We start from the raw sequence: 19,020 nt of genomic DNA on the forward strand, positions 1-19,020 counted from the left end.
CTAGGACCCGTCAGCCGTCCGGCCGGGGGTGGTGTCGGGGGCGTCGCCGGTGCGGATCGTCTCGGCCGCGCGGCGCAGTTCGTCGAGGACTGTCCGTACGGCTCTGCGGGCCGCGCGTTCGGGGCGGTGGAGCACGTCGATGCGGCGCACCGCGTGGACCCCCGTGAGGGGTCTGAGGACCAGGGCGGGATGCGGGCGCGTGGTCCAGCGGGGCATCAGGGCGAGACCGCCTCCCGCGGCGACGGTCTCCGCGACCACCGCGAACTCGTTGATGCGGTGGACGATGTCGAGCCGCCGGTTCGCGGCGGCCGCGATGGCCTCGACCGTGGCCAGCAGCGGGAAACCGTCGTGCACCGTGATCCAGGGCAGGCCCGCGACGTCGCCCGGGGTCAGGCTCTCCTCGCGGGCCAGCGGATGGCCGGCCGGCAGGGCGACGTCGAGGGGTTCGCTCAGCAGCGTGGTCGCGGTGACCGTGCGCGGCCAGGGCGGTGTGTGCGCGAGGTGGTGGGCGACGACGAGGTCGTAGTCCCGGGTCAGCCGGGGGAAGTGGTCCTGCGCCACGTCCTCGTCGGCGAGCGAGAGCCGCGGCGCCGTCCGGGGCCGGTCGCGCAGCAGGACCGGGAAGAACGTGGCGGCCGCGCTGTGGAAGGCGGCCACCGACACCTCTCCGGCCGGCTCGTCGACGAAGTCGTCCACGCAGGTCCGTGCCCGGGCGAGGGCGCCCTCCACCTCGATCGCCGCTCCGGCCAGCACCCGCCCGGCGTCCGTCAGCACCAGCCGTCGTCCGTCGCGTTCGGTGAGCGGGACCGGGATCGAGCGTTGCAGCAGGCGCAGGTGCTGCGAGATCGCCGAGGGGGTCATCAGCAGCGCCTCCGCCACGGCGGTGACGCTTCCCAGCTCGCCCAGTTCACGCAGGATCCGCAGCTGCCGCTCGTTCACCCGTTCATTGTAGTGATGCTTAAAAGACACTGAAGAAGCTCGCTCTGGGCTTCAGGGTCGGCGTACGGGAGCGTGTGGGCGTGTCCCGAGTCCGCAGCACCGACGCGGTGCTCCTCCTTGTCGCCGTCGTCTGGGGTTCCAGTTATCTGGCCGCCAAGACCGCCACTTCGGCGCTCCCCGTCCTGCTCGTCCTGTTCGCGCGGTACGCCGTCTCGGCGGCCGCCTGCGTGACGCTCGTCGCCGCCCGGCGCCGGACGAGGCGCTGCACGCGCGACGAGCTCCGCGTCGGGGCGGTGCTGGGGGTCACCCAGGCCGCCGTCCTGGCGCTGGAGACGTACGGCGTCGCCCACACCAGCGCCGCCAACGCGGGCCTGCTGATCAGCCTCACCATCGTGCTCACCCCGCTGCTGGACCGCCGGTCCGGGACGGCGGGGCTGCCGCTCCGCTACTTCGCCGCGACGGGCCTGTGCCTGCTGGCCGTCGGGCTCCTGGTGTCCGGCAGCGGCTTCCGCTCGCCCCGCGGCGGCGACCTGCTGATCCTCGCCGCCGCGCTGGTCCGCGCCGCCCACGTGGCGCTCGTGGGACGGCTCACCGCCCGCCACCGGGTACGGCCGCTGCACGTCACGACCGTCCAGACGGTCGTCGGCACCGCCCTGTTCGTGGTGCCCGTCGCCGGCTCCCTGCCCGCTCTCGGCGGCGTCGACGCGGCGGGCTGGGCCCAGCTCCTCCATCTCGCCCTGCTGTGCAGCGTGTTCGCGTTCCTGGCGCAGACCTGGGCGGTGCAGCGCAGTTCCGCCAGCCGGGCCAGTCTGCTGCTGGGCACCGAGCCGGTCTGGGCCGTCGTGGTCGGCATCGGGCTCGGCGGCGAACACCTCACGGTCCTCACCGCGCTCGGTGCCGTGCTCATGGTCGCCGGGACCTACTGGGGGCAGGCCGTCGAGCGCGCCCACCGGACGGCCGGGATCCCGGAGGTCCCCCGGCGCGCCGAGGTGCCCGCGGGGGCCTGAACGCCGGTGCGGGGTCCGCTACTCGACGCCGATCAGCAGCAGCGCGCCCTGGCGCCCGCCCCGGTACACCACGGTGTCCACCGCGAGGTACGACTCCCGCACCCGTGACTCCAGGTGCGCGGCGATGGTCTCGGGGGCCTCGTCGCCCAGCACGAGGGTGACCATCTCGCCGCCCGCCGCGAGCATGCGGTCGAGGACGGTCTCCGCCGTGGCGGTGACGTCGGCGCCGATGACGGCGACGTCACCGTCGACGAGACCGAGGACGTCTCCGGCCTGGCAGATGCCGGCCATGGTCCAGGACTGCCGCTCGGCGACGGTGACCTCGGCGTAGCGGGTGGCGCCCGCGGCCGAGGTCATGGCGACGACGTCCTCGTCGAAGCGGCGCTCCGGTTCGTGCACGGCCAGCGCCGCGATGCCCTGCACCGCGGAGCGGGTCGGGATGAGAGCGACCCGGACGCCCTCGGCGCGGGCCTGTTCGGCGGCCGCTCCGGCCGTGTGCCGCAGGTCGGCGTCGTTGGGCAGCAGGACCACCTCGCGCGCGTGGGCCCGTCGTACGGCCTCCACGAGTTCCCCGCTGGCGAGCGGTTCCCCCGGCCGCGCGAGCACGGTGGTCGCCCCGGCCTCCGTGTAGAGCCCGGCCAGACCCTCGCCGGGCACGACGGCCACGACGGCTCGCTGCGCCCGCTCACGGTTCGGACGCCCCGCCGCGGCTCCGGCGTGCGCGTCGTCGAGCCCGAAGTGGGTGATCCGGATGCGGTGCGGGCGCCCCGCCTCGACGCCCGCCTCGACGGCCGCGCCCGCGTCGTCCACGTGCACGTGGACGTTCCACAGGCCGTCGCCGCCGACCACGACGAGCGAGTCGCCGAGGCCGTCGAGCCGTTCCCGCAGACGGTCGACGGCGGCGTCCTCCGCCTCCAGGAGGTAGATCACCTCGAAGGCGGGACCGCCGCCCTCCGCGGTCCCGTCCCCGCAGCCGCCCGCCACGTGGGCTCCGGATGTCCCGGCGGGGGCGTCCGGTGCGCCCGCCGTGGCGGGAACGGCCCCCTCCGCCGTCCCGTGGGGTCCGGCGGGGGCCGCGAACGGCCTCGGCGCCTGTCCCGTGAACGTCTCCACCAGTGCCGCGAGGACCGTCAGCAGTCCTCGTCCGCCCGCGTCGACCACCCCGGCGTGCTCCAGGACGGCGAGCTGTCCGGTGGTCGCGGCGAGCGCGGTGCCCGCGCCCTCGTAGGCCGCGAGCGCGACCGTGCCGCAGTCCCCCTCGACACCGCAGGCCGCGTCGGCGGCGGCCGACGCGACGGTGAGGACCGTGCCCTCGACGGGGTGCGCGACGGCCCCGCGGGCGGAGTCGGCCGCGTTGCGCAGGGCGAGGCACAGGCCCCGGCCGTCGGCGTGAGCGGTCCCGCCGTCGGCCGTGAGCACCTGGGCCATGCCCCGCAGGAGCTGCGCGAGGATGGTTCCGGAGTTGCCCCGGGCCCCGATCAGGGCCCCGTGCGCCATGGCCCTGATGGCGTCGGAGAGAGGGACGTCACTCCCACCGGGGCCCCCGGCCCCCGCGGTCTCCCCGGGCGTCCCGGTTCCACCGACGGCGTCGGCCGCCGCGGTCGCCCCCGCCTCCGCCTCTGCCTCCGGGGTCACCGCCTCGTGTCCCGCGAACACCGCCTCGACCGCCGCCGTGGCCGACTCCACCGTCAGGTACAGGTTCGTCCCCGTGTCCCCGTCGGCGACCGGGTAGACGTTGATCGCGTCGATCTCCTCGCGCGCACGGCCCAGGGCCCGGAGCGCGAGCCCGCACCAGGTGCGCACCGCGAGAGCATCGAATGTCTGCGGCACCTGCGGCACCTGCGCCTCCTTGAGCTGCTGGACGTGGGACGCAGCGTAGACCCAGGACGGGTTACTGCCGGTAGAGGGCCCCGGGGCCGGGGAGGGCGGAGTGACAACCGGCAGATCATGGTAGTTTCGTTCTCCGGACGCAGTCGTTGTATGCTGCTCCAGTTGCCCGATCCGATCGGGCCGTCCCCCTGGCACCGCCACTCAGATCCTAGATCTTGATCCTCGGCATGCCGGGATCAACCGTAAGTGCATCTGAAGTCTTTGGAGTGACCCGTGGCTGCCAACTGCGACGTCTGCGGCAAGGGGCCGGGCTTCGGCAACAACATCTCGCACTCGCACCGCCGTACACCGCGTCGCTGGAACCCCAACATCCAGCGCGTCCGTACCGTGGTGGGCGGGACGCCGAAGCGCGTGAACGCTTGCACCTCGTGCATCAAGGCCGGCAAGGTCACGCGCTGACAACCGCCAGCGCGCGGCCACTGCTGGTTCGCTTGCACTGAACCCGTCCACCTCACGGTGGGCGGGTTCTTTGCTGCCCTCGCGCCCGCCGCCCCGCGCCCACGGGGCGCCCCCGGCGTCCGGGGTGCGCACCCCGGACGCCGGAAGCCTCAGGACTCGATGTCCCCGAAGTGGTCCCAGCCGCCCTTGACCGTCCACGGGGCGCCGTCCACGGTCACCCGGGGCAGCGCCGACGGGTTGAGGACCTCGCCGATCACCTTCCAGCGCGCGGGCAGCTTCACGTCCGGCGGGAACGTGGCGACGATCGCGTGGTCCTCGCCGCCGGTGAGCACCCACTGCATGGGGTCGATGCCGACGGCCTGGCCGATGTCGTTCATCTGCGAGGGGATGTCGATGTCCCCGGAGCGGATGTCGATCCGTACCTTGCTCGCCTCGGCGATGTGCCCGAGGTCGGCGATCAGACCGTCGCTGACGTCCGTCATCGAGGTCGCGCCGAGTCCGGCCGCGGCCGGACCCGCGTGGTACGGCGGTTCGGGCCGGCGGTGGGCCTCGACGAAGGCGCGCGGCGACCGGAAACCCCGGGAGAGCACCGCGAAGCCCGCCGCGGACCAGCCCAGCCAGCCCGTCACGGCGACGACGTCACCGGGCTGCGCGCCACCCCGGGTGACCGGTTCGTGGTTGCGCAGATCGCCGAGCGCGGTGATCGAGACGGTGATGGTCTCGCCCCGTACGACGTCCCCGCCGACCACGGCCGCGCCCGCGACCTGGCACTCGTCGCGCAGCCCGTCCATCAGCTCCGAGGGCCAGGTGGCCGGAAGTTCGGCGGGCACGACCAGACCGAGCAGCAGCGCGGTCGGCACCGCGCCCATCGCGGCGATGTCCGCGAGGTTCTGCGCGGCGGCCTTGCGGCCGACGTCGTACGCCGTGGACCAGTCGCGGCGGAAATGACGTCCTTCGAGGAGGATGTCGGTGCTCGCCACGACCCTGCGGTCCGGCGCTGCCACCACCGCGGCGTCGTCGCCGGGGCCGACCCGGACCGCCGGGGTGGTGGTGAGGCGCGAGGTGAGCTCTCGGATGAGCCCGAACTCCCCCAGCTCGCCCACGGTGCCCTTCATGATCGTCGTGCTCCCTTAGTCGCTGCTCGTGCCCGGTCGCGAGCCGTCTGAGTACTCGGTACGGTCGAACTGACCGTCAACTTGCGCAGTCCCTCCACCCCGGCGCGCGAGCCCCAGTCACCGCGGGTCTCCCCGCGGCGAGCGGCAACGCGATACCGTGGCGTTCCTTTTCCCCACATGATCCTCGTGGCCGCCCTGGAGGTTCCGTGGTACAGGCGTACATCCTGATCCAGACGGAGGTCGGCAAGGCGTCGACCGTCGCCGAGACGATCGGCAAGATCCCGGGGGTGATCCAGGCCGAGGACGTGACCGGACCGTACGACGTGATCGTGCGCGCCCAGGCCGACACCGTCGACGAACTCGGCCGCATGGTGGTGGCCAAGGTCCAGCAGGTGGACGGCATCACCCGCACCCTGACCTGTCCGGTCGTGCACCTGTAGCCCCCGTCTACCCTTGGCCGGTGAACTTCTTCCGTCACCGGCACACCGCTTCCCCCGGGCTGCCCGCTCTCGCGGCTCTGATCGCGATCGCGGGCTGCTCCTCAGCAGACGACAGCGCGTCCGCCGCGGTTCCGAGCCCGGACACGAAGGTCACCGAGCTGTGCCGGAACCTGGACAAGGCACTGCCGCGGACCGTGGACGGCCGGCGCCGTCAGGACCCGCAGCCCCGGTCCGCGCTGACCGCGGGCTGGGGAAGCCCGGCGATCATACTGCGCTGCGGTGTCGAACGGCCGCCCAAGATGACCGACCCGAAGGTGGCCACGGGCGACGACCCGAAGGCGATCGGCGGCGGAGCGAACGGCGTCGACTGGCTGATGGAGCAGCAGGACGACGGGACGACCCGCCTCACCACCGCGTCACGTCTGGCGTACGTCCAGGTCGCCGTGCCCCGGGGCGCCGACGTCTCCGGCGTGCTCGTCGATCTGGCCCCCTCCGTCAAGAAGGCGATCCCCAAGGGGATCGCCGACTGACACGCGGGTCCCGCGGGACGCTCAGCGCAGCCCGGTGGACCGTCGCAGCGCCGCCTGGATCAGGCGGTCGACGAGCTCCGCGTAGCCCACGCCCGTCTCCCGCCACATCCGCGGGTACATGGAGATCGGCGTGAAGCCCGGCATCGTGTTGATCTCGTTGATCACGAACTCGCCGTCCTCGGTGAGGAAGAAGTCGGCGCGGACCAGTCCCTCGCAGGAGGCCGCCTCGAAGGCGTCGACGGCCAGGCGGCGGACCTCGGCGGTCTGCTCCTCGGTGAGCGGCGCCGGCACGATCCCGTCGGCGGCGTCGATGTACTTGGCCTCGAAGTCGTAGAACGCGTGCGACTGCACGGGCGGGATCTCCGCGGGGACCGAGGCGCGCGGCCCGTCCTCGAACTCCAGGACCCCGCACTCGATCTCGCGGCCGCGCAGCAGCGCCTCCACGATGATCTTCGGGTCGTGGCGCTGGGCCTCCTCGATCGCCTCGTCGAGGCCCGAGAGGTCGTCGACCTTCGTGATGCCGAACGACGAACCCGCGCGGGCGGGCTTCACGAAGAGCGGCCAGCCGTGCTCACCGGCGAAGTCGACGATCTTCTTGCGGGCGGCGGACTGGTCCTGCTGCCACTCGCGCGGCCGGATCACCACGTACGGGCCCACCTTCAGGCCGAACGAGGTGAACACCCGCTTCATGTAGTCCTTGTCCTGGCCGACGGCCGAGGCGAGGACGCCCGAGCCGACGTAGGGGACCCCGGACAGCTCCAGGAGACCCTGGAGGGTGCCGTCCTCGCCGTACGGGCCGTGCAGCATCGGGAAGACGACGTCGACCTCGCCGAGCGCCTTGGGGACCGACCCGGGCTCGTTGTAGACGACTTCACGGTTGGCGGGGTCGACGGGGAGCACCACGCCGCCCTCGCCGGACTCGGCGAGCTGCTCGACGCTGGGCTGCTTGCGGTCGACGATCGCCATGCGTTCCGGCTCGTCCGCGGTGAGCGCCCAGCGGCCGTCCTGGGTGATGCCGATCGGCAGTACGTCGTACTTCGTACGGTCGATGGCGCTCAGGACGGCGCCGGCGGTGACCACGGAGATCCCGTGTTCGGAGCTGCGGCCGCCGAAGACGACGGCCACACGCGGCTTGCGAGGCGCCTGCTCAGGGCTCTGGGGGAGGTTCTCGGTGCTCATATCGGGTTGAGAGTACCCGGTGGTACGGCGGTGAGTCAGCGCCCCACGGCCGCCGTTGCTCAGCGTCGTGCCCACCGTCGCTGAGCGTCGCCCACCTGGCGGTTCGGCGGGGCCGGCTCAGCGGCGTTCGGGCTTCGCGCTGCGTCCCATCAGCTCCTTGAGGGCGACCACCGGCGGCTTGCCCTCGTGGACGATGCTGACGACCGTCTCCGTGATCGGCATGTCGACGCCGTGCCGGCGCGCCAGATCCAGCACCGACTCACAGGACTTGACCCCCTCGGCGGTCTGCCGGGTGACCGCGATGGTCTCCTGGAGGGTCATGCCCCGGCCGAGGTTGATGCCGAAGGTGTGGTTGCGGGACAGCGGCGAGGAGCAGGTCGCGGCGAGGTCGCCGAGGCCCGCGAGGCCGGAGAACGTCATCGGGTCCGCGCCCATGACGAGTCCGAGCCGGGTGGTCTCGGCCAGGCCGCGGGTGATCAGCGAGCCCTTGGCGTTGTCGCCCAGGCCCATGCCGTCGGCGATGCCGACGGCGAGACCGATCACGTTCTTCACGGCGCCGCCGAGCTCACAGCCCACCACGTCGGTGTTCGTGTACGGACGGAAGTACGGCGTGTGGCAGGCGGTCTGGAGGCGCCGGGCCACCGCCTCGTCACGGCAGGCCACGACGCCCGCGGCGGGCATCCGCTGGGCGACCTCCTTGGCGAGGTTGGGCCCCGTGACGACGGCGACACGGTCCGCGGAGACCTTGGCGACCTCCTCGATGACCTCGCTCATCCGCTTCACCGTGCCGAGTTCGACACCCTTCATGAGCGAGACGAGCACGGTGCCGGGAGCCAGCAGCGGCACCCATTCCGCGAGGTTGCCGCGCAGTGTCTGGGAGGGGACGGCGAGGACGGTGAAGTCCGCGTCGCGCGCGGCCTCGGCGGGGTCGGCGGTGGCCCGCAGGTTCTCGGGGAGTTCGATCCCCGGGAGGTAGTCCGGGTTCATCCGTGTGGAGTTGACCGCGTCGGCGAGCTGGGGCCGGCGCGCCCACAGGGTGACGTCGCACCCCGCGTCGGCGAGCACCATGCCGAAGGCCGTGCCCCACGATCCGGTCCCGAAGACTGCCGCCCTGACCGGCTTGCTCACGTGCCCTGCCCCTCTTCCTGCTGTGCCTTCGACTTGGCCGCGGCCTTGCGGCGCTGCGCGATGCGCACCTCGCGCGGGTCGTACACCTTCTCGGGCGCCTTCTCGCCGCGGATCAGCTCGAGCTGCGCGGTGACGGCCGCCATGATGACCTCGGTGACCTCCTTCAGGAGGTCCGGGCTCATCTCCCGGTCGTAGTAGCGCGAGAGGTCCACCGGCGGGCCCGCGAGCACGCGGTGGGTCTTGCGCGGGAGGATGTCGGGCTTCTTCGCGTACGGGGGCAGCAGTTCGTTGGCGCCCCACTGGGCGACCGGGATCACCGGGCACCTCGTCTGGAGGGCGACCCTCGCCGCACCGGTCTTGCCGGTCATCGGCCAGCCGTCGGGGTCACGGGTGAGCGTGCCCTCGGGGTAGAACGCCACGCACTCGCCGCGTTCCACGGCGTCGATCGCGGCGCGGAAGGCGCTGAGGGCGTCGGTGCTCTCGCGGTAGACGGGGATCTGTCCGGTGCCGCGCATCGCGGCGCCGACGAATCCCTTCTTGAAAAGCCCGGCCTTCGCCAGGAAGCGCGGAACACGTCCGGTGTTGTACTGGTAGTGCGCATACGCGAACGGGTCCACATGAGAATTGTGGTTCACCGCGGTGATGAATCCGCCCTCGGCCGGAATGTTCTCCATCCCGCGCCAGTCCCGCTTGATCAGAACCATGAGCGGCGGTTTGACGAGAACCGCTGCGAAGCGGTACCAGAAGCCGATTCTGCGGCGGGGCACGCGGGCACCTTCCTCTAGAGCCTGGGGGGCCGCACAAGTGTCGCTCCAGGCCGCCTGTCTGTCGAGGACACCGTACGCCCCGACACCCTGACCGCCAGGGAGACCAGGTCACAATAAGGCGTGACTGGAGAGGGTGGAGAGCTCGTGCGGTGGACCTTGGTCATACCCCTCAAACCCTTGGCGCGCGCCAAGAGCAGGCTGGCGGACACCGCTTCCGACGCACTGCGTCCCGGGCTCGCCCTCGCGTTCGCGCAGGACACCGTGGCGGCGGCGCTGGCCTGCGCCGCCGTCCGGGATGTGGTGGTCGTCACGGGTGACGCCCTGGCCGCGGTGGAGCTGGCCGCGCTCGGCGCGCACATCGTCGCGGACGAGCCGGGCGGGGGTCTCAACGCGGCGCTGGCGCACGGCGCGCGGGTCGTGCGGGCCCGGGATCCCGAAAGCGCCGTCGCGGCGCTGAACGCCGACCTGCCCGCGCTGCGGCCTTTGGAATTGGGCCGGGTACTGGCCGCCGCCGGTGAATTCCCCCGTGCTTTTCTGGCCGATGCGGCCGCAATCGGCACCACGCTCCTGGCCGCTTCCCCCGGCCGGGAATTGCTCCCCGCTTTCGGCGGTGATTCCCGGGCCCGCCACCGCGCCTCGGGGGCCGCGGAACTCTGCCCCGACGCGGTGGACTCCGTACGCCAGGACGTGGACACCCGGGAGGACCTGCGGGCGGCGCTGGCGCTCGGCGTGGGACATCGCACGGCGGCCGCGGCGGCACGGCTGCTGATTCCCGGGCAATAGGCGGACCACGGCGGACGGGCCGTAGGCTGCCCCCATGCAGGCGACCTCGTACACGTACGACCCCGGGACCCGCAGCGGACAGGTGCTGCTCGACGACGGCACCCCGGTGCCCTTCGACGGTCCGGCGTTCGACGCCGGGGGGCTGCGGCTGCTGCGGCCGGGCCAGCGCGTGCGGATCGAGACCGAGGGCGAGGGCGCGGAGCTCCGGATCACCCTGATCACGCTGCAGACGTTCTGAACACGCACGCCGCGGACGGCGTGGACATGCCGCGGGCCGGGCTCCCGGTGGGAGCCCGGCCCTGCGCATGAGGTGTGAGGTGTGAGGTGCCCTCGCACCGGCTTCTAGCGGGCGGTGGCCTTCTTGGCGGCGGTCTTGCGGGCCGTCGACTTCTTGGCGGGGGCCTTCTTGGCCGTGGCCTTCTTCGCCGGAGCCTTCTTGGCGGCGGTCGTCTTGGCCGCGGTGGTCTTCGCCGTCGTCTTCTTGGCGGCGGCAGTCTTCGCCGTCGCCTTCTTCGCCGTGGCCTTCTTCGCCGCCGCCGTGGTCTTCTTCGCGGCGGCCGTGGTCTTCTTCGCCGCGGTCCTGCCGGCCGCCGCCTTCTTGGCGGTGGTGGCCTTCTTGGCCGCGGCCTTCTTCACCGTCGCGGAAGCGCCGCCGGAGAGGCTGCCCTTCGGGGCCTTCTTGACCGCGACGTCGTTCTTCGGGAGCTTCTTCGAGCCGCTCACCAGGTCCTTGAACCCCTGACCGGCACGGAAGCGCGGCACGGAGGTCTTCTTGACCCGAACACGCTCACCCGTCTGAGGGTTGCGGGCGTAACGGGCGGGACGGTCGACCTTCTCGAAGGAACCGAAGCCCGTGACCGAGACCCGGTCTCCGCCGACGACCGCACGGACGATGGCGTCCAGGACCGCGTCGACCGCGTCGGCGGCCTGCTGACGGCCGCCGACCTTGTCGGCAATCGCTTCTACGAGCTGCGCCTTGTTCACGTCTTCCCCTTCGGAGACATTGCCCGAACGAATGCGTTCAAGCTTTTTCGCACGTTAGGCAGATATATACCGCAAATCAAACACGAAACGGGCTAATCACCCTTGTGCCGCAACGAACTCGGGCCGCAGCGCGGTTCGATCAGTGATCCCCTTCGAGGAATCGACCCTCGTCGAGGTCGGTGGTGAACCGCTCCAGCCGCCTTGTCGTGTCGGCGAGATCGTGCTTGGCCGCGGCCGTAATGACCAGCAGCTTCCGGGTCAGCGCCATCCGTACGCCCTCCGGGACTTGCAGTGCGCGCACTTTTGTGTGCGCTTCCTTCAGTTGGGCCGCGACTGCCCCGTAGAGCTCGAGTTGGCTGTCACGTTCCATGCACAGATTGTGCCATCTGGGGCGAGTTGTCGCCTGCGCAGGGGGCAACTGCCGCCCCCCGAAAGCCTCCTGGCCTCCTTGGCCGGAAGTCGCCCACGTACCCGACTGCCCAGGCAACCCGCTTTGTAACTAAGGGAGTTGACCGTCTTCGTGGGGGCGGGCGGGAGCCCTCCGGGGGCGGAAACAGCTGTACCCCCAACCGTCCACGATTGGGGGTACAGAGGGGTGTTGCGTGGCTGGAATCAGTCGCGCCCGGCCGCGGCCCGGCCCGGCGGTCAGACCTGGAGCGTCTTCGGCTTGTACGAGGGCCGCTTGGCCTCGTACGCCGCGATGTCGCTCTCGTTCTGGAGGGTGATGGAGATGTCGTCCAGCCCGTTCAGCAGCCGCCAGCGGGCGTTCTCGTCGAGCTCGAAGGCGGCGGTGACGCCCTCGGCGCGCACCTCGCGGGCCTCCAGGTCGACCGTGATCTCCGCCTGCGGGTCCTTCTCCGACAGCTCCTGGAGCGCGTCCACGATCTTCTGGTCCAGAACCACCGTGAGCAGGCCGTTCTTGAGCGAGTTACCGCGGAAGATGTCGGCGAACCGGGAGGAGATCACGGCCTTGAAGCCGTAGTTCTGCAGCGCCCAGACGGCGTGCTCGCGCGAGGAGCCCGTACCGAAGTCGGGACCCGCGACCAGCACCGTGGCGCCCTGGCGCTCGGGCTGGTTGAGGACGAAGGAGGCGTCCTTGCGCCAGGCCTCGAAGAGGCCGTCCTCGAAGCCGTCCCTGGTCACCTTCTTGAGCCAGTGGGCGGGGATGATCTGGTCGGTGTCGACGTTGCTGCGGCGCAGCGGTACGGCCCGGCCGGTGTGCGTGGTGAATGCTTCCATGGCTCTCAGACTCCAGCGGGCGCGGGGGCGTCGGACAGGTCGGCCGGCGAGGCCAGGTGACCGAGGACCGCCGAGGCGGCGGCGACCTGCGGCGAGACCAGGTGCGTACGGCCGCCCTTGCCCTGCCTGCCCTCGAAGTTGCGGTTGGAGGTGGACGCGGAGCGCTCACCGGGGGCGAGCTGGTCGGGGTTCATGCCCAGACACATCGAGCAGCCCGCGTGCCGCCACTCGGCGCCGGCCTCCTTGAAGACCACGTCCAGACCCTCGGAGACGGCCTGCAGACCGACCCGCGCGGAGCCGGGGACGACCAGCATCCGTACGCCGTCGGCGACTTTGCGGCCCTCGACGATCGAGGCGGCGGCGCGCAGGTCCTCGATGCGGCCGTTGGTGCACGAACCTACGAAGACGGTGTCGACCTTGATGTCGCGCAGCGGCTGTCCGGCGGTCAACCCCATGTACTCCAGGGCCTTTTCGGCAGCCAGCCGCTCCGAAGCGTCTTCGTACGAAGCCGGGTCGGGGACGTTCGCCGAAAGCGGCGCTCCCTGGCCGGGGTTGGTGCCCCAGGTGACGAACGGCGACAGGGAGGCGGCGTCGATGACGACCTCCGCGTCGAATTCGGCGTCGTCGTCGGACCTCAGCGTCTTCCAGTACGCGACGGCGGCGTCCCAGTCCTCGCCCTCGGGGGCGTGGACGCGGCCCCTGAGGTATTCGAAGGTGGTCTCGTCGGGGGCGATCATGCCCGCGCGGGCACCGGCCTCGATCGACATGTTGCAGACGGTCATCCGGGCCTCCATCGAGAGCTTCTCGATGGCGGAGCCGCGGTACTCCAGGATGTAGCCCTGGCCGCCGCCCGTACCGATCTTGGCGATGATCGCCAGGATCAGGTCCTTGGCGGTGACGCCGGCGGGGAGATCGCCCTCGACGGTGATGGCCATGGTCTTGGGACGGGCCAGCGGCAGCGTCTGGGTGGCCAGCACGTGCTCCACCTGGGAGGTGCCGATGCCGAACGCCAGGGCGCCGAAGGCACCGTGCGTGGAGGTGTGCGAGTCGCCGCAGACCACCGTGGTGCCCGGCTGGGTCAGTCCGAGCTGCGGCCCCACCACGTGCACCACGCCCTGCTCGACGTCGCCCAGCGAGTGCAGCCGGACGCCGAACTCGGCGGCGTTCTTGCGCAGCGTCTCCAGCTGGACCCGGGAGACCGGGTCGGCGATGGGCTTGTCGATGTCGAGGGTCGGGGTGTTGTGATCCTCGGTAGCGATGGTGAGGTCGAGGCGCCGCACCCGGCGGCCCGCCTGACGCAGGCCGTCGAAGGCCTGCGGGCTGGTCACCTCGTGCAGCAGGTGCAGATCGATGAAAAGGAGGTCGGGCTCGCCCTCGGCGCGCCGGACGACGTGGTCGTCCCAGACCTTCTCCGCGAGTGTCCTACCCATCGCTTTCCCTCCGGCCGGCTCGTGTGGCGCCGGCCCAACTAGAGATTTCAGGGGCGGTGGACGTCCGCACCCCTCGTGCCGGACGTCGTCCGCCGGGCCCGTTGGTCCGCGGGCCGCTGTGCCTACCAGGGTGGCGCGTTTCACCGGAAATTGAACTTGCGTTTCACAGAGTGAGACGCGAGTATCGTTTCATGGACAACAGTAGCGGCGTCGGCGTTCTGGACAAGGCAGCCCTTGTCCTGAGCGCCCTGGAGTCCGGTCCGGCCACCCTCGCAGGCTTGGTCGCGGCGACCGGACTGGCACGACCCACGGCACATCGCCTGGCCGTGGCACTTGAGCACCACCGCATGGTGGCGCGGGACATGCAGGGCCGTTTCATCCTCGGCCCCCGGCTCGCCGAGCTGGCCGCGGCCGCCGGCGAGGACCGCCTCCTCGCGACGGCGGGCCCGGTGCTCACCCACCTGAGGGACATCACGGGCGAGAGCGCGCAGCTCTACCGCCGCCAGGGCGACATGCGCATCTGCGTCGCCGCGGCCGAACGGCTGTCCGGTCTGCGGGACACGGTCCCGGTGGGCTCCACCCTGACCATGAAGGCCGGTTCCTCCGCCCAGATCCTGATGGCCTGGGAGGAGCCGGAGCGGCTGCACCGCGGTCTGCAGGGCGCCCGCTTCACCGCCACCGCCCTGTCGGGGGTACGACGGCGGGGCTGGGCCCAGTCGATCGGTGAGCGCGAGCCGGGCGTGGCGTCCGTCTCCGCGCCGGTCCGCGGCCCCTCGAACCGTGTCGTGGCCGCCGTCTCGGTCTCCGGGCCGATCGAGCGCCTGACCCGGCACCCGGGCCGCATGCACGCCCAGGCCGTCATCGACGCCGCCGGGCGTCTCTCCGAGGCCCTGCGCCGCACGGGCTGACCTCGGCCCCGCTCCCGCTCGACGGGAGGGCCGGCCCCAACGCCGCGGCAGGCCCTCCCCGAAGCACACCGTCCCGTACGCGGGGTACACCGGCCCTCCAGGCCCTGGTGCACCCCGCGTCTCGTCTCCCGGGTGATCCAACTCACGGGGACGCGTGCCGGGTTGATCACCGGAGGCCGGTGGCCGAACGCCGAAAGGGCCCCCACCGAAGTGGAGACCCTTTGCGGACCGTGTACCCCCGACCGGATTCGAACCGGCGCTACCGCCTTGAGAGGGCGGCGTGCTAGGCCGCTACACAACGGGGGCCTGAATCTTGCGTTCCCGCAGATTCGGGGCTGGGCTACCAGGACTCGAACCTAGAATGACGGTACCAGAAACCGTAGTGTTGCCAATTACACCATAGCCCATGGTGGTTTAGACCATTTGGTCAGTACCCCCGACCGGATTCGAACCGGCGCTACCGCCTTGAGAGGGCGGCGTGCTAGGCCGCTACACAACGGGGGCCCTAGCGATCCTGCATGAGGGACAGCGGGTGCGACCCGGACTGCCTCCCTGGGAAGGATCTGTACCCCCGACCGGATTCGAACCGGCGCTACTGCCGTGAGAGGGCAGCGTGCTAGGCCGCTACACAACGGGGGCTTTGCGGATCTGGATCTCCGCGGTGCAGATGAGCTCTGCGAGCTGGCCTACCTGGACTCGAACCAAGACTAACGGAACCAGAAACCGTCGTGCTGCCAATTACACCATAGGCCACTGAAACGCGACCCCGCGGGGGGATCTTGTTTTAGCTAGCGCCTCCGAGCTCCGGCCTTTCGGCCCGCTCCCGGCGGCGCAGAAAGAACATTACCCGAAGGTGGACGGCGCTCCAAAACGGGTATCGGCGGCGAGGATCGCGGGCAACTCGGCGAGCGATCCGATGCGGTGCGGACCCGGCCGTCCAGCGGCGCCGGCGGCATGCGCGCCGCCCCGGTCGATCCACACCGAGAGCAGCCCCGCGTCGGCCGCGCCCCGCCCGTCGACCTCCGGGTGGTCCCCCACGTAGGCGACGCGGTGCGGCGGCAGCCCCAGGGCGTCGCAGGCCGCGTGGAAGGCCGCCGCGGCGGGTTTGGAGACGCCGAGCTCGGCGGCGCACAGGATGGCCTCGAAGCGGTCGTGGACGCCGAGGACGCGCAGCTTGCGGTCCTGCACGAGGAGGCTGGAGTTGGAGAGCACCGCGTGCCGGTGGCCGGCGGCGAGCGCGTCCAGGACGGGCAGGACGTCCGGGAAGAGCGTCCAGGCCCTCTCGTAGTGCGCGACGTACCGGTCGAACCACGCGTCGGCCTCGGTGTCGCTCAGCGACCGGCCGAGAAACACCCGGACGCGGTCCCGGCGCTGGCCCTGCCAGTCGGTCTCACCGGCCGCGTACCGCGCCCACTGGGCGTCGGTGATCTCCCGCCAGCGGGTGAGGGCCTGCTCGACGGTCGTACCGCCGTCGAGCAGGCCCTCGGCCGCGAGGTGGTCCCGCATGCCCGCCCGGTCCGCGCTCGTGTAGTCGAAGAGCGTGTCGTCGATGTCCCAGACCACGGCGTCGATGCTCATGCGCCGACGGTATCGCCGGGGACGGGCCGCTGTCCCCGGGCCGGTGGGTGGGTCGGGGCCGTGCCGGTGCATCAGCCCGTCGCCGTCGGGTGAGGCGTGGGCGTCGGTGGCGACGGGCGTCGACGTACCGGCACGGCCCCTCCGGCCGGATCCCGGCTGCGGAGGTACGGGGCCGCCGGGGCGAACCCTCGGGGACGGATCGCGCTCCCTCCCCCGTGCCACGGCACACGGGCGCACCATGAGCACGAGGGGCATACGACCGCCGTCCCGGAAGCGGGAGTTGGCGGGAACGGTGGACTCCGGGCGGCCGTCCCGCGCATACGACAGGGGGCGGCACCCGGGGACTCCGGGTGCCGCCCCTCACGTACACCTGCGTGCTACGCCGACAGCTTCGCCAGCGCCGCGTCGACGCGGGCCAGCGTCTTCTCCCTGCCCAGGATCTCCAGGGACTCGAAGAGCGGCAGGCCGACCGTGCGGCCCGTCACCGCGACGCGGACCGGGGCCTGGGCCTTGCCGAGCTTGAGGCCGTGCTCCTCACCGGCGGCCAGGACGGCCTCCTTGAGGGACTCCGGGGAGGTCCAGTCGGCCGCCTCCAGCTTCTCGCGGGCCGTGCGGAGCAGGGCGTCGCTGCCCTCCTTCATGGCCTTCGCCCAGGACGCCTCGTCGACGGCCGGCTCCGGCAGGAACAGGAAGTCGACGTTGTCCGTGATCTCGGAGAGGACCTTCATCCGGGACTGGGCGTGCGGGGCGATCGCCTGCCACTTCGTCTCGTCGAAGTCCTCCGGCGCCCAGGGCGCGAAGGGGGCGCGCAGCCAGGGGGCGCAGCGCTCGGTGAAGTCCTTCACGTCGAGCATGCGGATGTGGTCGGCGTTGATCGCCTCGCACTTCTTCAGGTCGAAGCGGGCCGGGTTCGGGTTCACGTCCGTGACGTCGAACGCGGCGACCATCTCGTCGATCGAGAAGATGTCGCGGTCTGCGGCGAGCGACCAGCCGAGCAGCGAGAGGTAGTTCAGCAGGCCCTCGGGGAGGAAACCGCGCTCGCGGTAGAGGTTGAGCGAGGACTCCGGGTCGCGCTTGGAGAGCTTCTTGTTGCCCTCGCCCATCACGTACGGGAGGTGGCCGAAGGCCGGGGTCTCCTTGGCGACGCCCAGCTCGGTCAGCGCCTTGTAGAGGGCGATCTGCCGGGGGGTGGAGGAGAGCAGGTCCTCGCCGCGCAGGACGTGGGTGATCTCCATCAGGGCGTCGTCGACCGGGTTGACGAGCGTGTACAGCGGCGCGCCGTTGGCCCGGACGATGCCGTAGTCCGGGACGTTCTCCGGGAGGTACGTGATCTCGCCGCGGACCAGGTCGTCGAAGGTGATCGCCTCGTCGGGCATCCGGAAGCGGACGATGGGCTTGCGGCCCTCGGCCTCGTAGGCGGCCTTCCGCTCGTCGGACAGGTCGCGGCAGTGGCCGTCGTAGCCGGAGGGCTTGCCGGCGGCGCGGGCGGCGTCGCGACGGGTGTCCAGCTCCTCGGTCGAGCAGTAGCAGTGGTACGCGTGGCCCGCGTCCAGGAGCTTGGCGGCGACGTCCGCGTAGATGTCCATGCGCTGCGACTGGCGGTACGGCGCGTGCGGGCCGCCGATCTCGGGGCCCTCGTCCCAGTCGAAGCCCAGCCAGCGCATCGAGTCGAGCAGCTGCTCGTACGACTCCTCGGAGTCGCGCGCCGCGTCGGTGTCCTCGATGCGGAAGACCAGGGTGCCCTCGTTGTGCCGGGCGAACGCCCAGTTGAACAGGGCGGTACGGACCAGCCCGACGTGGGGGTTGCCGGTCGGGGAGGGACAGAAACGTACACGGACGTTAGCCACGCTTGATCACCTTGTTGGTGAGAGTGCCGATGCCTTCGATGGTGACGGCGACCTCGTCGCCGACGTTCAGGGGGCCGACCCCAGCCGGGGTGCCGGTGAGGATCACGTCGCCGGGGAGCAGCGTCATGGCCTCGGTGATGTTGACGACGAGGTCCTCGATGGAGTGGATCATCTCGCTCGTGCGGCCGAGCTGGCGCTGCTGCCCGTTGACCGTGCACTGGATGGTCAGGTCGGCGGGGTCGAGGTCCGTCTCCACCCAGGGGCCGAGCGGGCAGGAGCTGTCGAAGCCCTTGGCCCGGGCCCACTGCTTCTCGCGCCGCTGCACGTCGCGGGCGGTGACGTCGTTGGCGCAGGTGTAGCCGAGGATGACGTCCTTGACGCGCTCGCGCGGGACCTCGCGGCACATGCGGCCGATGACGACGGCGAGCTCGGCCTCGTGGTGGAGCTCGCTGGAGAAGGAGGGGTACTGGATCGGGTCACCGGGGCCGGTCACCGAGGTCGACGGCTTGAAGAAGGCGAACGGGGCGTCGGGCACCTCGTTGCCGAGCTCCTTGGCGTGCTCCGCGTAGTTGCGGCCGAAGGCCACGACCTTGTTCGGGAGCACCGGCGGCAGCAGCCGGACCTTGTTCAGCGGGACCTTCGTACCGGAGAGCTCGAAGTCCGCGAACGGGATGCCCTTGATGATGTCGAGGACGAGCTCGTCCGGCTTGTCACCCTCGACCGCGCCGAAAGCGACGTTGCCGTCGATGGAGAACCTGGCGATGCGCACGGGATCCTTGCGCCCCTCACTGAGCTGGCTGGAGTCTGACGCTCCAGGCTAACGCGGCAGGGGCCGCGGGCTTCGCGTATATACGCCG

General features: G+C 71.4%; 20 protein-coding genes and 5 tRNA genes. 7 read left to right on the forward strand and 18 right to left on the reverse strand.

From position 1 onward, the window contains the following. Entirely contained in the window at positions 1-939 is a 939-nt protein-coding gene (locus tag ACFW6B_RS04595) for a LysR family transcriptional regulator (RefSeq protein WP_386591941.1), read from the reverse strand. Positions 940-1,019: 80 nt separating this feature from the next. Between ACFW6B_RS04595 and ACFW6B_RS04600 the strand changes: the two genes are divergently transcribed. After that, positions 1,020-1,946: a DMT family transporter gene (locus tag ACFW6B_RS04600; protein ID WP_386591944.1), complete on the forward strand. Its 927-nt coding sequence runs from the start codon at positions 1,020-1,022 to the stop codon at positions 1,944-1,946. An 18-nt stretch (positions 1,947-1,964) separates the two neighbouring features. Here ACFW6B_RS04600 and ACFW6B_RS04605 read toward each other — a convergent pair whose 3' ends face one another. After that, a complete protein-coding gene (locus tag ACFW6B_RS04605) occupies positions 1,965-3,785 on the reverse strand; it encodes a DAK2 domain-containing protein (RefSeq protein ID WP_386591946.1) in 1,821 nt (606 codons plus the stop codon). A gap of 264 nt (positions 3,786-4,049) precedes the next feature. Here ACFW6B_RS04605 and rpmB point away from each other — a divergent pair, with 264 nt between their 5' ends. After that, positions 4,050-4,235, forward strand: coding sequence for a 50S ribosomal protein L28 (gene rpmB / locus ACFW6B_RS04610; RefSeq protein ID WP_037625034.1), 186 nt, complete (start codon positions 4,050-4,052; stop codon positions 4,233-4,235). Between the two features lie 149 nt (positions 4,236-4,384). On the opposite strand, the gene ACFW6B_RS04615 is transcribed toward rpmB, so the two are convergent. After that, complete coding sequence (locus ACFW6B_RS04615; RefSeq protein WP_386591948.1) at positions 4,385-5,350, reverse strand: thiamine-phosphate kinase; 966 nt, start codon at positions 5,348-5,350, stop codon at positions 4,385-4,387. Positions 5,351-5,556: 206 nt separating this feature from the next. On the opposite strand from ACFW6B_RS04615, the gene ACFW6B_RS04620 reads away from it, so the two are divergent. Both ACFW6B_RS04620 and ACFW6B_RS04625 read left to right on the forward strand, forming a co-directional pair. Continuing rightward, a complete protein-coding gene (locus tag ACFW6B_RS04620; protein WP_037625030.1) occupies positions 5,557-5,790 on the forward strand; it encodes an Lrp/AsnC family transcriptional regulator in 234 nt (77 codons plus the stop codon). 20 nt (positions 5,791-5,810) lie between these two features. Beyond that, entirely contained in the window at positions 5,811-6,320 is a 510-nt protein-coding gene (locus ACFW6B_RS04625; protein ID WP_386591950.1) for a DUF3515 domain-containing protein, read from the forward strand. Positions 6,321-6,341: 21 nt separating this feature from the next. Here the strand turns inward: ACFW6B_RS04625 and ACFW6B_RS04630 are convergent, their stop codons facing one another. The 3 genes from ACFW6B_RS04630 to ACFW6B_RS04640 form a co-directional block, all read right to left on the reverse strand. Further along, positions 6,342-7,499 carry a D-alanine--D-alanine ligase family protein gene (locus ACFW6B_RS04630; RefSeq protein ID WP_386591952.1) on the reverse strand — a complete coding sequence of 386 codons (1,158 nt, stop codon included), beginning with the start codon at positions 7,497-7,499 and terminating at the stop codon, positions 6,342-6,344. A 117-nt stretch (positions 7,500-7,616) separates the two neighbouring features. Next, positions 7,617-8,627, reverse strand: coding sequence for an NAD(P)H-dependent glycerol-3-phosphate dehydrogenase (locus ACFW6B_RS04635; RefSeq protein WP_386591954.1), 1,011 nt, complete (start codon positions 8,625-8,627; stop codon positions 7,617-7,619). Then, positions 8,624-9,394, reverse strand: coding sequence for a lysophospholipid acyltransferase family protein (locus ACFW6B_RS04640; RefSeq protein WP_386591956.1), 771 nt, complete (start codon positions 9,392-9,394; stop codon positions 8,624-8,626). Before ACFW6B_RS04640 ends, ACFW6B_RS04635 begins: the two co-directional genes overlap by 4 nt. Before the next feature lie 144 nt (positions 9,395-9,538). Here ACFW6B_RS04640 and cofC point away from each other — a divergent pair, with 144 nt between their 5' ends. Next, complete coding sequence (cofC, locus tag ACFW6B_RS04645) at positions 9,539-10,177, forward strand: 2-phospho-L-lactate guanylyltransferase (protein ID WP_386591959.1); 639 nt, start codon at positions 9,539-9,541, stop codon at positions 10,175-10,177. A 34-nt stretch (positions 10,178-10,211) separates the two neighbouring features. Then, positions 10,212-10,415 carry a hypothetical protein gene (locus tag ACFW6B_RS04650; RefSeq protein ID WP_386591961.1) on the forward strand — a complete coding sequence of 68 codons (204 nt, stop codon included), beginning with the start codon at positions 10,212-10,214 and terminating at the stop codon, positions 10,413-10,415. Positions 10,416-10,519: 104 nt separating this feature from the next. Here the strand turns inward: ACFW6B_RS04650 and ACFW6B_RS04655 are convergent, their stop codons facing one another. The 4 genes from ACFW6B_RS04655 to leuC form a co-directional block, all read right to left on the reverse strand. Then, entirely contained in the window at positions 10,520-11,161 is a 642-nt protein-coding gene (locus ACFW6B_RS04655; RefSeq protein ID WP_386591963.1) for an HU family DNA-binding protein, read from the reverse strand. Between the two features lie 139 nt (positions 11,162-11,300). Next, positions 11,301-11,531, reverse strand: a complete 231-nt coding sequence (locus ACFW6B_RS04660; RefSeq protein ID WP_386591965.1) for a hypothetical protein — start codon at positions 11,529-11,531, stop codon at positions 11,301-11,303. A gap of 275 nt (positions 11,532-11,806) precedes the next feature. Next, positions 11,807-12,400 carry a 3-isopropylmalate dehydratase small subunit gene (leuD, locus tag ACFW6B_RS04665; RefSeq protein ID WP_386591967.1) on the reverse strand — a complete coding sequence of 198 codons (594 nt, stop codon included), beginning with the start codon at positions 12,398-12,400 and terminating at the stop codon, positions 11,807-11,809. 5 nt (positions 12,401-12,405) lie between these two features. Then, the gene (leuC, locus tag ACFW6B_RS04670) at positions 12,406-13,830 is read right to left on the reverse strand and encodes a 3-isopropylmalate dehydratase large subunit (protein ID WP_386591969.1); all 1,425 of its coding nucleotides are present in this window, start codon (positions 13,828-13,830) and stop codon (positions 12,406-12,408) included. Between the two features lie 191 nt (positions 13,831-14,021). On the opposite strand from leuC, the gene ndgR reads away from it, so the two are divergent. Then, the gene (ndgR, locus tag ACFW6B_RS04675) at positions 14,022-14,738 is read left to right on the forward strand and encodes an IclR family transcriptional regulator NdgR (protein WP_028806673.1); all 717 of its coding nucleotides are present in this window, start codon (positions 14,022-14,024) and stop codon (positions 14,736-14,738) included. A 233-nt stretch (positions 14,739-14,971) separates the two neighbouring features. Here ndgR and ACFW6B_RS04680 read toward each other — a convergent pair. From ACFW6B_RS04680 to ACFW6B_RS04715, 8 genes are all read right to left on the reverse strand, one after another. Next, positions 14,972-15,044: transfer RNA gene (locus ACFW6B_RS04680), tRNA-Glu, on the reverse strand. 29 nt (positions 15,045-15,073) lie between these two features. Further along, positions 15,074-15,145 (reverse strand) — tRNA-Gln (locus ACFW6B_RS04685). 24 nt (positions 15,146-15,169) lie between these two features. After that, positions 15,170-15,242: transfer RNA gene (locus ACFW6B_RS04690), tRNA-Glu, on the reverse strand. Positions 15,243-15,304: 62 nt separating this feature from the next. Further along, positions 15,305-15,377 (reverse strand) — tRNA-Glu (locus ACFW6B_RS04695). Positions 15,378-15,419: 42 nt separating this feature from the next. After that, positions 15,420-15,491, reverse strand: a tRNA-Gln gene (locus ACFW6B_RS04700). A gap of 90 nt (positions 15,492-15,581) precedes the next feature. Continuing rightward, complete coding sequence (locus tag ACFW6B_RS04705; protein WP_386591972.1) at positions 15,582-16,316, reverse strand: HAD family hydrolase; 735 nt, start codon at positions 16,314-16,316, stop codon at positions 15,582-15,584. A gap of 377 nt (positions 16,317-16,693) precedes the next feature. Then, positions 16,694-18,163, reverse strand: a complete 1,470-nt coding sequence (gltX, locus tag ACFW6B_RS04710; RefSeq protein ID WP_386591975.1) for a glutamate--tRNA ligase — start codon at positions 18,161-18,163, stop codon at positions 16,694-16,696. Continuing rightward, positions 18,156-18,932 (reverse strand): fumarylacetoacetate hydrolase family protein, encoded by a 777-nt coding sequence (locus ACFW6B_RS04715; protein WP_386591977.1) that lies wholly within the window; start codon positions 18,930-18,932, stop codon positions 18,156-18,158. Before ACFW6B_RS04715 ends, gltX begins: the two co-directional genes overlap by 8 nt. Positions 18,933-19,020: the final 88 nt, after the last annotated feature.

The organism is Streptomyces sp. NPDC058751, from assembly GCF_042746485.1.
Classification (GTDB): Bacteria; Actinomycetota; Actinomycetes; order Streptomycetales; family Streptomycetaceae; genus Streptomyces.